This is a genomic window from Nocardioides sp. BE266 (assembly GCF_031457855.1).
Lineage (GTDB): Bacteria > Actinomycetota > Actinomycetes > Propionibacteriales > Nocardioidaceae > Nocardioides.
Genome location: NZ_JAURTI010000010.1, coordinates 22,210 through 35,925 on the forward strand (window position 1 = coordinate 22,210; position 13,716 = coordinate 35,925).

Here is a 13,716-nt window from a genome sequence, read left to right on the forward strand (position 1 = left end):
GGGTCCTTCGGCCCTGTCGCCACCGCACAGGTCGCGGTGCGATGGGGTCGTGGGAGACGAGCTGCTGGTCCTCTCCGACCTGGTCGGCGCGCCGGCGCGTACGCCGACGGGCGCACGCGTCGGGCGGGTGGCGGACCTGACGGTCACCCTCGGGACCACCCATCCGGAGGTGCGCCGGCTCCTGGTGCGGGAGTCGCGGGCCGCTGCACGGCTGGTGCCGTACGACGCCGTCGCGGTCGACCCCGCGGGCGGGGTGGTGACGACCGACGACGGCGCTCCGGTGGATCCCGGGCGTCCGGCGCTCGAGGATGCGGAGCTGCTGCTGTGGCGCGACGTGGTGGACACCCAGGTGGTCGACCTCCACGGGCACCGGCTGGCCCGGGTCTCCGACGTGGTGCTGCGTCCCGCCGGCACGGGGCTCGAGGTGCTCGGCGTCGACCTCGGTGCGGCGGGGCTGGTACGCCGCCTCCTCCCCCGCGCGATGCGGCGTGGCCGGACGTCGGCGCCGCTCGGCTGGGACCACCTCCACCTCACCTCCCCGCGCGGGCACGCCGTGCAGCTCACCGCCGACGATGCTGGGTTCCGCAGCCTGGACGCGCGCGGGCTGGCCCACCTGCTGGGGCGGCTGACCACCGATGCCGGCGCCGACGTGATCCGCGCGGTGGAGCCGGCTCACGCAGTCGCCGCCCTGCACCACGCCCACCCGAGCACGGCGCTCCACCTCGTCCGGGCGCTCCGCCACGACGAGCGCCGACGCCTCACCGAGGCGGCGACGGGCGAGCACGCGCAGACCCTCGACCGCCTCGGCCATGCCGCCTCCGCACCCCTCCCGCGCCGCCTGCGCCGCACCCGCGGGTGGCGGGTTCACCGGCCGCCGGAGGAACACGCATGAGCACCCAGGAGGCACCCGCGCACCCCCTCCGGCGCAGCCGGATGGCCGTCCTCGCGGCGGTCGTCGGGCCCGGACTGCTCGCCGGGCTCTCCGACGACGACCCCGCCGGCATCACGACGTACTCCATCGTGGGCGCGTCGTACGGCTACCAGCTGCTCTGGGTCCTGCTGCTGTCGACGGTCGCGCTGGTGCTCTTCCACGACCTCGGCGCGCGCATGGGCGTCGCCACCGGACAGGGGCTCGTCGGGCTGGTGCGCAGCAGGTTCGGCGTGCGCACGGGGAGTGTGGCGATGCTGCTGCTCCTCCTGGCCAACCTGGGCACCGCGTGCGCCGAGCTGGCCGGTGTCGCGGCGGGCTTCGAGCTCTTCGGCGTCCCCCGCCACGTCTCGGTGCCCGTGGTCGCGGTCGGCGTGACGGTGCTGGTCCTGCGCGGCAGCTTCCACCGGGTCGAGCACCTCTTCATGGCCCTGGCCGCGGTGTTCCTGACCTACGTCGCGGCCGGCGTCGCGGTGGGGCCGCACTGGGGCCGCGCCGCGGCTGGACTCGTGGTGCCCACCGTGCCGCTCGACCGCGACGCCTGGACCGTGGTGGTCGCCGTCGTCGGGACCACGCTGGCGCCGTGGGGCCTGAGCTTCATCCAGTCCTACGCGGTCGACAAGAGGCTGACCGCCGCCGACCTCACCTACGAGCGCGTCGACGTCGTCACCGGCTCGGTGCTCACCGGGGTGATCGGGTTCTTCGTGGTCGTGACGTGCGCGGAGACCCTCCACGCCGCAGGCATCACCATCGAGTCGTCGGCCGACGCCGCGAGCGCCCTCGAGCCGCTCGCGGGGAGCTTCGCGAGCGCCCTCTTCGCGACCGGCCTCATCGGGGCCGCCGTGCTCGCCGCTGCGATCCTCCCGCTCTCGACGGCCTACTCGGTGTGCGAGTTCCTGGGCTCCGAGGGCGCGCTCGACGACGGCTTCGCCCGGGCCCCGGTGTTCTACTCGACGTTCGTGCTCGTCACCGCCACGGCGGCCGGCATCGTCCTCCTGCCCGGGGTGCCGCTGGTGCCCGTCCTCGTCCTCACGCAGGTCCTCAACGCGGTGCTCCTGCTCCCGCTGCTCGTCCTCATGCACCGCCTCGCCAGCGACCCCGAGGTGATGGGCGACCAGGTCGCCACTCGCGGCGCCTCGATCGCCTACGGCGTGGTCATCGGCTTCGTCGCCCTCTGCGTGGTGGCGCTCGCCGGGCTCGCGATCACCTGAGCCGGTCGCGCGTGTGCTCCATCGCGTCCTCCGGACCGACGACCTCGCCGGCCACCGAGGCCAGCTCGGCCGCGTTCAGCTCCTCGAGGTCGCCTCCGCCCGCGGCGGCGTACCACCGCTGGTTCTGCCGCAGCAGCGCGAGCGCCCGGTCGTGCTCGCCCGACGCCCGGAGCAGCTGGGCGAGGTGGAGTCGGACGGACGCAGCGAGGCGCCCGTCGCCCACAGCACTGGCCTCGGCGAGCGCTCGTTCGTGTGCCTCGCGGGCGCCGTCGTCGCCGCCGGCCGCCAGGCAGCGCGCCCACGACGCCCGGTGGAGCGCCGCCTGGCCCGTGAAGCCGAGCCGCGCGGCCGCGTCAGCCGCGCCGGCGAAGGCGGTTGCGGCCTCGGCGGACCGCCCCGTCGCCTCCGCGATCCCGGCCAGGATGCCCTGCGCGTGGGTCTGCCCCCACGCATCGTCGACCTCGTCGAGGATCCCCTGCGCCTCGGCCGCAGCGGCCCGCGCGGTGGCGACGTCGCCCACCATCAGGGAGCCGTAGGCCGACAGCAGCAGCGCCGAGGCCACCGACCAGTCCGTCCCCCTGCTGCGGTACGACGTCAGGGCCGAGGCCGACTCCCCGAGCACCACGTCGGGGCGGCCCTCCTGGATCGCCACGAACGCGGCGTGCCAGTGGACGTCGGCCGCCAGCAGGGCGTCGTCGAGGGTCGCGGCGAGCGCCGCAGCGGAGTCGAGGTCCGCGCGGGCGAGGGCGAGGTCGCCCGCCGAGCTCTCCAGCCAGGCCGCCGCCAGGCCCCCGCGCGCGCGTTCCCCGTCGGAGCCGGCCGCGTCGAGCACGGCCCGGATCCGGGCGGCGCCTGCGGTGCCGTCGCCGAGCACGATCCACGTCCACGCCATGCCCAGCCCGATCCGCGCCGCGAGCGGCGGGTCGTGCACGAGCGCCCACGCCACGGCCCCGTCGAGGTCGGCGCGCTCGTCGCGCGCGAAGGCCACGCAGCCCGCCTGCTCGGCGGAGCGGACGACGTCGGCGCACCGCGCTGCGCGGTCGGCGTACCAGCCGACGTGGGCTGCCCGGGCGACCGGTTCGTCGCCGGTCTCCGCCAGACGGGCCGACGAGAAGGCGCGCACGCTGTCGAGCATCCGGTAGCGCGGTGTCGCGCCGTCGTCGAGCCGGACCAGCGACCGGTCGACCAGCCGGGTCACGGTGTCGGCGAAGGCATCGGGCGGCACGCCGAGCGACTCCGTCACCGCCTCGAGCGCGGCCACGCACGCACCGTCGGCGAAGCACGACAGCGCCCACAGCACGCGCTGGTCGTCGGGGAACAGCAGTTCGTAGCTCCACCCGATCGCGGCGTCGAGCGCGCGGCGACGTTCGGGCGCGTGGCTGCCCGGGTCGCGAAGCAATGCGAAGCGGTCGTCGAGCCGGCGCGCGATGTCCTCGACCGGCAGCGAGCGCACCCGCGCTGCAGCGAGCTCGATGGCCAGCGGCAGGTGGTCGAGGGTCGCGCACACCTGGGCGACGGCCTCGGCGTGCTCGCCGTCGACCGCGAACGTGGGCCGGTGGTGCCGGGCCCGCTGCTCGAAGAGGGCTACCGAGTCCTCCGGTGGCATGGGAGCCAGCGGCACGAGGTGCTCCTCAGCGAGCCCCAGCGGCACCTGGCTGGTGGCGAGCACCGCGAGGCGTGAGACGCGCGCGAGCAGACCCTCGACCAGGTGGGCCGCCTCCATGACGACGTGCTCGCAGTTGTCGAGCACCAGCAACGTCTCGGCGCCCTCCAGCCGGTCGATCAGCGCGGTCGGTCCGCTGCCGACGCGCAGGGTCTCGGCGACCACCTGCTCGAGGTCGGCGGTGCCGTCGACCGCCTCGAGGCGCACCAGCCACGCGCCACCCGGGTACGACGACCGCAGGGCCACCTCCGTCGCCAGCCGGGTCTTGCCGACGCCGGCCGGGCCGACGAGGGTCACGAGCCGTCCGTCGACCCCTTCGACCACCGCCAGCTCCGAGGTCCGACCGACCAGTGGCTGCGGGGCGGCGCCCACGTTGCCTGGCCGCGCCGGCTCGTCGCGGCCGCCGGACCCGAGGGTGGCGTCCTGCCGCAGCACGCCTACCTCGAGTGCCCGCAGCTCGGGCCCGGGGTCGATCCCGAGCTCGTCGGCGAGGTGCCGCCGCACCCGGTCGTACGCCGCCAGCGCGTCGCCCTGCCGGCCGGCCCGGTAGAGCGCGGTGACCAGCGACGCCCAGAGCCCCTCGCGCAGCGGCTGCTCGGCGACCAGCGCCTCCAGCTCGGCGACGACGTCCGCGCCGGCGCCCAGGTCGACCCGCGCCGCCATCAGCGTCTCGACCAGCGTCCAGCGGGTCTCCTCGAGCCGGGTCCGGTGCGGCGCCGCCCAGTCGCCCGCGGCCGCCAGGACCTCGCCGCGGAACAGCGCCACGCCCGCGCCTGCACGATCGAGGGCGACCGCTGCGTCACCGTCCCGGGCCGCGGCCTGCGCCTCGGCAGACAGGTCGACGGCCCGGCGGGCGTCGACCCGCACCGGGTCGAGGGCGAGCACGTAGGCGCCGTCGACGCCGAGCACGACGTCGCGTCCCAGCGCCCGGCGCAGCTGCGAGACCTTCGCCTGCAGGGTGTTGCGCGCGGTCGGCTCGCCCCACAGGTCCTCGAGGATTGCGTCGACCCGGACCGGGATGCCCGGCTCGACAGCCAGCCGCGCGAGCAGCTCGGTCGTCTTCCCGGCAGGCAGCGGCACCGGCTCGCCGTCACGGCGAGCCTCGACCACGCCGAGGACGCCGACGGTCAGCACGACCCGAGACTAGGTCCGCCCGACCCCTGCCGTCAGCAGCCGTCAGCGGTTCGTCAGCGCCCCGGCGCACGCTCCTGCCATGACCCACCCCGACGCACTGCTAGGCCGGCTGGTCGGCGGTGACCCCGCGGCCGCCGACCAGGTGCGGACCGCCGCCGCCGACACCCGCTCGGTCCCCGTCCTCGTCGCCGCGGCCGTCGTGACCGGATCGGTCGAGCCGCTCCACCGCGCGGCCGGCCTCGCCACCACCACCCGCGACCGTCAGCTGGTCGCCCTCGCCGAGGCCCGGCTCACCGCCGGGGACGACGTGTTCGACGCCCTGGTGCGCGACCACCTCGCCGACTACCCCGACCAGCTCCTCGCGGCCTGGATGGCCGCCCGCGAGCACTGACCCACCCACCCCGAGGAGCCCCGATGACCACCACCGCCACCGTCACCCGATCCAGCACCCGCACCGTGCTCCGCTGGGTCGTCTCCTTCACCGGCTTCCCGCTCGGCGGGCTCGCCGCGATGCTGCTCGTCGGCCCCGTCGACGGCCTCGCTCCCGCACTCGCCGGCGGCCTCGTCACCGGCACCGTCCTCGGCGCCGTCCAGGCCTGGGCATTGCGACTCGACCGCTCCGCCGCGCTCGCCTGGATCGGCGCCACCGCCGCCGGTCTCGCGGCCGGGCTCGCCGTCGGCGGCTCCGCCGTCTCGTTCGGTACGACGGCGGGCGAGCTCGCCGTGCAGGGAGCCGTCTCCGGCGCCCTCGTCGGCGTCGCGCAGGCCGTCGTCCTGGCCCGCCGGCTGGGGGCCGCGGCCGCCGCCTGGCCGGCGTACGTCGCCGGGGTCTGGGCGCTCGGCTGGACCCTCACCACCGCCGTCGGCGTCGACGTCGAGCGGCACTGGACCGTCTTCGGCGCGGCCGGCGCGGTCACCGCCGCCGTCCTCACCTCCGTGCTGCCGCTCGCCCTCGAGCGCCGCAGCCGCTGAACCCATCACCCCTGAGAGGAACACCACCATGGACCGCCACATCGTCTTCGGGACCGGCCAGGTCGGCCACCCGCTCGTCGAGACCCTGGTCGCCGCCGGCCACGACGTCGTCGCCGTCAACCGCGAGGGCTCGGGCAGCTTCGCGGGCGCGCAGGTCGTCGGCGGCGACGCCACCGACCCCGACTTCGCCGCCCGCGTCTGCCGCGGCGCGAGCGCCGTCTACTTCTGCCTCAACGCGCCCAACTACGAGCGCTGGGACGAGGAGTTCCCGCCCCTCCAGCGCGGCGTCCTCGCCGGAGCCGCGGCGGCCGGCGCCCGCCTCGTCGTGCTCGACAACCTCTACTCCTACGGCCGCACCGGCGGTCGCCCGCTCGTCGAGACGATGCCGGCCCGGCCCACGTCGTCGAAGTCGGCGACCCGCGCGGCGATGACCCAGGAGCTGCTCGACGCGCACCGCCGCGGCGTGGTCGAGGTCGCGATCGGCCGCGCCTCGGACTACTTCGGCCCGGGCGCCACCCGCTCGGCGCTCGGCGAGACCGTCTTCGGCCCCGCTCTGCGCGGGAAGACGGCCCAGGTGATGGGCGACCCGCGCCAGCTGCACAGCTGGTCCTACACGCCCGACGTCGCCGCCGCGCTCGCCGTCCTCGGCACCGCGCCCGGCGCCACCGGCGAGGTCTGGCACCTGCCCGTCGCCGAGGCGCGCACCATCCGCGCGACCGTCGAGGCGGTGTACGCCGCCGCCGGCACGCGCCCGCGCCTGATGGCCGCCGGCGCGTGGACGCTCCGCGGGCTCGGGCTGTTCCAGCCGGCGATGCGCGAGTACCTCCACACGCTCTACCAGTTCTCCGAGCCGTGGGTCGTCGACGACGCGAAGTTCCGCAGCGCCTTCGGCCTGTCCGCCACCCCGCTCGACGAGGCGATCGCCACCACCCTCGCGTGGTACCGCGACCGCGCCACCGTCCCCGCCCACTGAAACCGCTGAACCCCTCGAAGGAGCCCCGCCATGACCAGCACCGCCACCCACGCCACCACGCGCGCTGAGCGTCGTACGGAATCGCGGCGTGCCGCCGCAGCCCTCGCCCTCGCCTCGGCGCTCGCCATCGCCGGCTTCACGGCGCTGGGCTCGATCTTCCAGTACCCCCAGATCCTGGAGGAGCCCACCGCCGACATCCTCGCCCTCTACCGCGACCACGAGACCGCGGTGCGCGCCTGGTTCGGCGTGCTCGTCGTCAGCGCCGCGCTGATGGCACCCGCCGGCATCTGGCTCGGCCGGCTCGCCGGCGGGACCGTCGGCCGTCTCATCGCTGGGGTGGGGATCGGAGCGGCCGTCGTCCAGGTCGTCGGCCTCCAGCGCTGGGTGCTGCTGGTGCCCGGAGTCAGCGACGACGCCGTCGACCCGGCCCGCCGCGCGGCCGCCGAGGACCGCTTCGAGCTGCTGCACACCGTGCTCGGCAAGGTGATCGGCGAGACCGTCGGCTACGCCCTCACCGCGACCTTCACGGTTCTCGTGGCCTACGCCCTCCGCACGCTCCTCGGTCGCTGGCTCACCCGCCTCGGGTACGTCGCCGCCGCCCTCATCGCCACCGGCGTCGTCATCCCGCTCCTCGAGCCCGCGTCGCTCACCAACTTCGCCGGCTACGTCCTCTGGTGCCTCTGGCTCCTGCTGGTCGCGTACGTCCTCGCCCGCCGCCCGTGCCACACGCCCCCCGGTTGAGCAGCGAGCGCCAGTCGCTCCCCCGCTGGTTGAGCAGCGAGCGCCAGCGAGCGTGTCGAAACCAAGGGCCTGTCGGTGGGTGAGGTGCGGCTCGTGCTGATGACGGCACGTGGGCCCGAAGCCGATTGCGGTCGTGGTGACGTACACAGCGCGTCACAGATACCGCGCTCGTGCGTAGCCGGTCTCGACCACCCACCGTGCACGCCAGCGGTCAGTCGTCGAGTGCGTCCCGGTCGTCGCGGGCCAGGACCCAGGCCGGCGGACCGAGACGACTGCCGCCCGGAAAGGTCAGCGAGACGACCACGATGCCTCCGTGGTCGTCCTCGAAGAGGTCGATGGTGAGCTGGCACCCTGGATCCGGTCCATCGCCAGGGCCGGCACCGCTGACCGTGAGCACGACCCGGGTAGGGGCGTCAGCGACACCGGCGGGGATCGTCGTGGGGAGGCCGCAGGTGGTGGGCGGTGGTGGTCCGCTGGTGATCGAGACGACCGGTTGTCCGAGGTCGTTGGCGACGGGGCGAACCGCGTAGGCCACGACGGGGTCGCGCACGCGCCAACGCCAGTCGGGCGCGGCGGCCGCGTGGGTCCCGTCGGCCGTCCCGGCCGACTTGCCGTCGACGTAGAGCCGCACCTCGGGTGCGAGGCGCGGGCTGGCCGAGCCGGAGACGAGGAAGCGCAGGAAGGCCCACGCCTGGGCGCGTGCGGCGGAGTCGGCAGGGCAGTTCCACGACGGGGTCGCCGTCGCCATGACGACCACCACCTCGTCGAGCCGGACCGTGTCGCCGGACGGTGGCACCGACCCCAGCACCTGCCCGGCCGGATCACACTGGGGCACCGGGTCGACCCGCGACGAGATGCCGGCGCGGCCCAGCTCGCTCACAGCCTCGGCGGAGGTGAGGCCCAGGAGAGCAGGCACCGTCGCGGACGTCCGCTCGACCTTCTCGCGGTCGGGCGGTCCGGTCAGGATCGCGACCGCGAAGGCCGCCGCGACGCCGGCGACGAGCACGACGACGGCGAGCAAGGGGCCGCGGGACCGCCGACCGAGCACCTCCTCCCGCAGAGCGGGTACGACGACCTGGTCGGGGTCGGCGGAGCGCAGGATGCGGCGTCGCTGGTCCTCGATGACGCGGTCGACCACCGCCGCGGCGCGGTCCGCCGGCACGCCGAGCTCGGTCGCCATCTCGACGAGTCTCCGGTGGCGCGCATCCCGGTAGTCCTGGAGGTCCATCTACCGCCCCTGGTCCTTCAGGAGGTGCAGCAGCCACTGCTCGTCCCCGGTGTGGATGAGGGCGTAGCGGCGTGACCCCGAGCGGCCGTGGAGGGTGAAGACGAGGCGCCGGTCGTTGCGGTCGTGCTCCTCCCAGGTGCCGTCGTCGGCGATGGACTTGTGCTCGTCCTCGTAGTCGACGTGTTCGAGCTCGTGGTCGTCGACGGCCACCGCGAGGCGGTCGTGTGCGGGATCGTCGGGCAGGCCCTTGGGGACCGCCCAGCTCCGCAGCACGCCGTCCTCCTCGAGCCGCAGGTCGAAGTGCGGTCGGGGCTTGCGGTGGTCGTGCAGCACGAAGCGTGGCTTCACGCCGCCATCGTGCCCCATCGCGAAGTCGGTGATGCGGGCCCTTCGCCGGTAGATTCACGCAGTGCCCGACACCCGCCCCCGCCGTACGTTCGCCGTCATCAGCCACCCCGACGCGGGCAAGTCGACCCTCACCGAGGCGCTTGCGCTGCACGCGCGGGTGATCACCGAGGCCGGAGCCGTCCACGGCAAGGGCGACCGCCGCGCCACCGTGTCGGACTGGATGGCGATGGAGAAGGCGCGCGGCATCTCGATCACCTCGGCCGCGCTGCAGTTCGTCTACCGCGACCACGTGATCAACCTCGTCGACACCCCCGGCCACAGTGACTTCTCCGAGGACACCTACCGGGTGCTCTCCGCCGTCGACTCCGCGGTCATGCTGGTCGACGCCGGAAAGGGCCTGGAGCCGCAGACCCTCAAGCTGTTCAAGGTCTGCGCGCTCCGCGGCATCCCGGTGATCACGGTGATCAACAAGTGGGACCGCCCCGGCCTGTCGGCGCTCGAGCTGATGGACCTGATCCAGGAGAAGATCAAGCTCCGCCCCACTCCCCTCACCTGGCCGGTCGGCGAGGCGGGCGACTTCCGCGGCGTGATCGACCGCCGTACGGGCGAGTTCGTGAAGTACACCCGCACCGCCGGCGGCGCGACGCGCGCACCCGAGAAGCGGATGGCGCCCGACGAGGTCGAGGAGACCGACGCCCACCAGTGGAAGGTCGCGGAGGAGGAGCACGAGCTGCTCACCCTCGACGAGGCCGACCACGACCAGGCCCGCTTCCTCGCCGGCGAGACCACCCCGGTGATGTTCGCGTCGGCCCTGCAGAACTTCGGCGTCGCGCAGCTGCTCGACCTGCTCCTCGACATCGCCCCGGACCCCAGCCCCACCGCGGGCGTCGACGGGACCGTGCGCGAGGTGGACGACGACTTCAGCGCGTTCGTCTTCAAGGTGCAGTCCGGCATGAACAACGCCCACCGCGACCGCCTCGCCTACGCCCGCGTCGTGTCCGGCACCTTCGAGCGCGGCATGGTCGTCACCCACGCCACGACGGGCCGCCCCTTCACCACGAAGTTCGCCCAGTCGGTCTTCGGCCGCGACACGACCGTGATCGAGACCGCCGAGCCGGGCGACGTGATCGGCTTCGTCAACGCCCAGGCGCTGCGGGTCGGTGACACGGTGTACGTCGGCGACGCCATCGAGTACCCACCGGTCCCGAGCTTCGCGCCCGAGCACTTCGTGACCGCGAGCGCCGGCGACATCGGTCGCTACAAGCAGTTCCGCCGCGGGATCGAGCAGCTCGACCAGGAGGGCGTGGTGCAGGTGTTGCGCTCCGACCTGCGCGGCGACCAGAACCCGGTCCTCGCCGCCGTCGGCCCCATGCAGTTCGAGGTCGTCGAGGACCGGATGACCAACGAGTTCAACTCGCCCATCCGCTTCTCCCGGCTCGACTACCAGGTCGCCCGCCGCACCGACGCCGCCGGCGCCGCCGCCCTCGCCGGCAAGCGCGGTGTCGAGGTCCTCCAGCGCAGCGACGGCACGCACCTCGCGCTGTTCGTCGACCAGTGGCGTGCCCAGGTCACCGCGCGCGACAACCCCGAGATCATGCTCGAGGCGCTGCCCGCCGGCGGCGCCTGACCACGCTGCCTCAGACGCTGGATCAGACGCTGGGTAACTCGGTGGCGCGCTCGGGCAGGTCGGGCCGCGTCGCGTAGTCGCTGGCCTGCGACACCCACCACGCCTCGACTGTCGTCAGCCCCGTCGGCGGGTCCAGCGTGCCCGCGCAGATCGACCACCGCTCCGGTGCGTCGTCGGCTCGCCAGAACAACGACGACCCGCACCGGCGGCAGGAGCCGTACGCCGCGCCGTCGACGGCGTACCAGGCCAGGTCGCCACCGGGGTCGGTGAGCGAGAGGTCGGCCAGCGCGGCGGACGTCGCCGCCATGTGGTGCCCGGTGAACCGGCGACACCGCTCGCAGTGGCAGTTGACCACCGGCCGCAGCGGCCCGGTGACGGCGTACGCCACGGCACCGCACAGGCAGCGGCCGCGAGCCGGAGGGGCATCTGACGACATGGCGCGATCCTGCTACGCCGGGGCCCGTATCGTCGACGACGTGAACACGCGCGTGGTCCCGGCCGTCGACCTCGGCCACCAGTACGCCGACGACCTCCCCGAGCTGGCCCTCCCCTGGCAGGCCGCCGAGGTGCCCGAGCCGCGCCCGCTCGTGCTCAACGACGCCCTCGCGAGCGACCTCGGCCTGGACCCCGACTGGCTGCGCACCGCCGACGGCGTCGGGCTGCTGACCGGCACCCGCGTCCCCGAGGGCGCGACCCCGGTGGCCCAGGCCTACGCCGGCCACCAGTTCGGCGGCTACTCGCCGCGCCTCGGAGACGGCCGCGCGCTGCTGCTCGGCGAGCTCGGCGACGGTGAAGGGCGCCTGCGCGACCTGCACCTCAAGGGCTCGGGCCGTACGCCGTTCTCCCGGGGCGGTGACGGCTACGCCGCCGTGGGCCCGATGCTGCGCGAGTACGTAATCAGCGAGGCGATGCACGCCCTCGGCATCCCCACGACCAGGTCGCTGGCTGTCGTCGCGACCGGCCGCGAGGTGCACCGCGAGGTCGTGCTGCCCGGCGCCGTCCTCGCGCGGGTCGCGAGCAGCCACCTGCGGGTCGGGACCTTCCAGTACGCCCGCGCCACCGACGACCTCGACCTGCTCCGCCGGCTCGCCGACCACGCCATCGCGCGGCACCATCCCGAGGCGGCCGACGCCGAGCAGCCCCACCTCGCCCTCTTCGAGGCCGTGGTGGCAGCCCAGGCGTCGCTGGTCGCCCAGTGGATGCTCGTCGGCTTCGTCCACGGCGTGATGAACACCGACAACATGACCATCTCGGGCGAGACCATCGACTACGGCCCGTGCGCCTTCATCGACGCCTTCGACCCGGCGACCGTCTTCAGCTCGATCGACACCGGCGGCCGCTACGCCTACGGCAACCAGCCGGTCGTCGCGGAGTGGAACCTCGCCCGCTTCGCCGAGGCGCTCCTCCCCCTCCTCGCCGACGAGCAGGACGACGCGGTGGCCCTCGCCGTGGCCTCGCTCGAGAAGTTCCGCGACCTCTACTCCGACGCGTGGAAGGCGGGCATGCACGCGAAGCTCGGCCTGCCCGAGGGCCTGGCCGACGCCGTCACCTCGGCGCTCGTGGCCGACCTCGTCACGCTCATGCGCGACAACCACGTCGACCACACGTCGTTCTTCCGCGGCCTCGGTGACGCGGCCCGCGGTGACGCCGCACCCGCGCGTGGGCTCGTGCTCGACCTGGCGGCGTACGACGCCTGGGCGGAGCGCTGGCTGGCGCTCTCCCCCGACGCGGCGGCGATGGACCGGGTCAACCCGGCCTACGTCCCTCGCAACCACCTCGTCGAGGAGGCGCTGGCGGCCGGCACCGACGGCGACCTCGCGCCGCTGAACCAGCTCCTCGACGTCCTCTCGCAGCCGTACGACGTCCGCCCGGGGCAGGAGCGCTTCGCCGAGCCCGCGCCGGAGTCCTTCGGCACCGGCTACCAGACCTTCTGCGGCACGTGAGCGACACCGACCTCGACGTCGCCGTCCGCGCGGCGCGTGCGGGAGCGGCCGTGCTGCAGCGGATGTACGGCTCCGAGCTCACCCGACAGGCCAAGTCGGCCACCGACTTCGCGACCGCCGCCGACGTCGAGGCCGAGCAGGCGATCCTCGACGTGATCCGTGCCGCCCGCCCCGACGACGCCTTCGTCGGCGAGGAGCTGGGCGAGGTGAGCGGTGCGCGGGACCGCACCTGGCTGGTCGATCCGCTGTGCGGCACCCTCAACTTCGCCGCCTTCACTCCCCTGTTCTCGGTCAACGTCGCCCTGGTCGTCGGCGGCTCGACGAGTGTCGCGGCGGTCGCCCACCCGCCGAGCGGCGAGGTCTACTGGGCCGACGACGGTGCCTTCGGCGTCCTGGGCCGTGAGCACGCTGCGCCCGCCAACCGACTGGTGAACATCAACGCCGACGGTCCGCTCGACCGCCCGTTCGTCGGTGCCCAGCTCGCCGCCGACCCCGATTTCCGGGCGACGTTCGCGCCGCGGGTGGAGTCCACCACGCTCGCACTCGCCTGGGTGGCGGCCGGGCGGCGACTGGCGTACGTCACCGACGGTCGCCTCGAGGGCAGCCTGCACTTCACGCCGGGCATCGCCCTGTGCGAGGCAGCGCCCGGCGTCGTGGTCAGCGACTTCGACGGAGCACCCGTCCACACCGGCCCCGGTCTCGTCGCCGCCGCGGATGCCGAGACCCACGCGACCCTCCTGCAGCTCGTCGCCCGGCACCGCCCGTAGACTCCCCGCGAGACGCAGACCGGGAAGTCGGTGCAAGCCCGACACGGTCCTCGCCACTGTGACTGGGGAGCTGCGCCCGACGACGCCACTGGACCGTCAGGTCCGGGAAGGCCGGGAACAGCGCTCGACCCAGGAGTCAGGAGACCGCCTGCGTCCCATGCACACCTGACGATTCCACGAG

13 protein-coding genes and 1 riboswitch are annotated in these 13,716 nt (G+C 74.5%); of the genes, 9 read left to right on the forward strand and 4 right to left on the reverse strand.

Going from position 1 to position 13,716, the window contains the following annotated elements:
- Window positions 1-49 precede the first annotated feature (49 nt).
- Window positions 50-892 (forward strand): PRC-barrel domain-containing protein, encoded by an 843-nt coding sequence (locus tag J2X46_RS21925; protein WP_310254372.1) that lies wholly within the window; start codon window positions 50-52, stop codon window positions 890-892.
- Entirely contained in the window at window positions 889-2,139 is a 1,251-nt protein-coding gene (locus tag J2X46_RS21930; protein WP_310254374.1) for a divalent metal cation transporter, read from the forward strand. The genes J2X46_RS21925 and J2X46_RS21930 overlap by 4 nt, the downstream gene beginning before the upstream one ends.
- On the opposite strand, the gene J2X46_RS21935 is transcribed toward J2X46_RS21930, so the two are convergent.
- Complete coding sequence (locus J2X46_RS21935) at window positions 2,132-4,936, reverse strand: BTAD domain-containing putative transcriptional regulator (protein ID WP_310254375.1); 2,805 nt, start codon at window positions 4,934-4,936, stop codon at window positions 2,132-2,134. The two genes, J2X46_RS21930 and J2X46_RS21935, sit on opposite strands and share 8 nt — an antisense overlap.
- Before the next feature lie 79 nt (window positions 4,937-5,015).
- Here J2X46_RS21935 and J2X46_RS21940 point away from each other — a divergent pair, with 79 nt between their 5' ends.
- Genes J2X46_RS21940 through J2X46_RS21955 form a run of 4 tightly spaced genes read left to right on the forward strand, consistent with a single transcriptional unit; the run spans window position 5,016 to window position 7,622 of the window.
- Window positions 5,016-5,327, forward strand: a complete 312-nt coding sequence (locus tag J2X46_RS21940; protein ID WP_310254377.1) for a hypothetical protein — start codon at window positions 5,016-5,018, stop codon at window positions 5,325-5,327.
- Window positions 5,328-5,350: 23 nt separating this feature from the next.
- A complete protein-coding gene (locus J2X46_RS21945; RefSeq protein ID WP_310254379.1) occupies window positions 5,351-5,908 on the forward strand; it encodes a hypothetical protein in 558 nt (185 codons plus the stop codon).
- A gap of 28 nt (window positions 5,909-5,936) precedes the next feature.
- Window positions 5,937-6,881 (forward strand): NAD-dependent epimerase/dehydratase family protein, encoded by a 945-nt coding sequence (locus J2X46_RS21950; RefSeq protein WP_310254381.1) that lies wholly within the window; start codon window positions 5,937-5,939, stop codon window positions 6,879-6,881.
- A gap of 30 nt (window positions 6,882-6,911) precedes the next feature.
- Window positions 6,912-7,622: a DUF4386 family protein gene (locus tag J2X46_RS21955; protein ID WP_310254383.1), complete on the forward strand. Its 711-nt coding sequence runs from the start codon at window positions 6,912-6,914 to the stop codon at window positions 7,620-7,622.
- 211 nt (window positions 7,623-7,833) lie between these two features.
- Here J2X46_RS21955 and J2X46_RS21960 read toward each other — a convergent pair whose 3' ends face one another.
- Window positions 7,834-8,850, reverse strand: a complete 1,017-nt coding sequence (locus J2X46_RS21960) for a PASTA domain-containing protein (protein ID WP_310254385.1) — start codon at window positions 8,848-8,850, stop codon at window positions 7,834-7,836.
- Window positions 8,851-9,198 carry a DNA polymerase ligase N-terminal domain-containing protein gene (locus tag J2X46_RS21965; protein WP_310254387.1) on the reverse strand — a complete coding sequence of 116 codons (348 nt, stop codon included), beginning with the start codon at window positions 9,196-9,198 and terminating at the stop codon, window positions 8,851-8,853.
- Between the two features lie 61 nt (window positions 9,199-9,259).
- Here J2X46_RS21965 and J2X46_RS21970 point away from each other — a divergent pair, with 61 nt between their 5' ends.
- Entirely contained in the window at window positions 9,260-10,825 is a 1,566-nt protein-coding gene (locus J2X46_RS21970) for a peptide chain release factor 3 (protein ID WP_310254389.1), read from the forward strand.
- Window positions 10,826-10,847: 22 nt separating this feature from the next.
- Here J2X46_RS21970 and J2X46_RS21975 read toward each other — a convergent pair whose 3' ends face one another.
- Complete coding sequence (locus J2X46_RS21975; protein ID WP_310254391.1) at window positions 10,848-11,261, reverse strand: GFA family protein; 414 nt, start codon at window positions 11,259-11,261, stop codon at window positions 10,848-10,850.
- Window positions 11,262-11,301: 40 nt separating this feature from the next.
- On the opposite strand from J2X46_RS21975, the gene J2X46_RS21980 reads away from it, so the two are divergent.
- Window positions 11,302-12,768, forward strand: a complete 1,467-nt coding sequence (locus J2X46_RS21980; protein ID WP_310254393.1) for a protein adenylyltransferase SelO family protein — start codon at window positions 11,302-11,304, stop codon at window positions 12,766-12,768.
- Window positions 12,765-13,535 (forward strand): inositol monophosphatase family protein, encoded by a 771-nt coding sequence (locus tag J2X46_RS21985; RefSeq protein WP_310254395.1) that lies wholly within the window; start codon window positions 12,765-12,767, stop codon window positions 13,533-13,535. Before J2X46_RS21980 ends, J2X46_RS21985 begins: the two co-directional genes overlap by 4 nt.
- Window positions 13,536-13,553: 18 nt before the next feature.
- Window positions 13,554-13,682, forward strand: a riboswitch (cobalamin riboswitch).
- The last annotated feature ends 34 nt before the right edge of the window (window positions 13,683-13,716 follow it).

Bases quoted from the DNA above. Each gene is read 5' to 3' on its own strand.
- J2X46_RS21930 (WP_310254374.1), top strand. From the start codon at position 889: ATGAGCACCCAGGAGGCACCCGCGCACCCCCTCCGGCGCAGCCGGATG.
- J2X46_RS21940 (WP_310254377.1), top strand. From the start codon at position 5,016: ATGACCCACCCCGACGCACTGCTAGGCCGGCTGGTCGGCGGTGACCCC.
- J2X46_RS21945 (WP_310254379.1), top strand. From the start codon at position 5,351: ATGACCACCACCGCCACCGTCACCCGATCCAGCACCCGCACCGTGCTC.
- J2X46_RS21950 (WP_310254381.1), top strand. From the start codon at position 5,937: ATGGACCGCCACATCGTCTTCGGGACCGGCCAGGTCGGCCACCCGCTC.
- J2X46_RS21955 (WP_310254383.1), top strand. From the start codon at position 6,912: ATGACCAGCACCGCCACCCACGCCACCACGCGCGCTGAGCGTCGTACG.
- J2X46_RS21960 (WP_310254385.1), bottom strand. From the start codon at position 8,850: ATGGACCTCCAGGACTACCGGGATGCGCGCCACCGGAGACTCGTCGAG.
- J2X46_RS21975 (WP_310254391.1), bottom strand. From the start codon at position 11,261: ATGTCGTCAGATGCCCCTCCGGCTCGCGGCCGCTGCCTGTGCGGTGCC.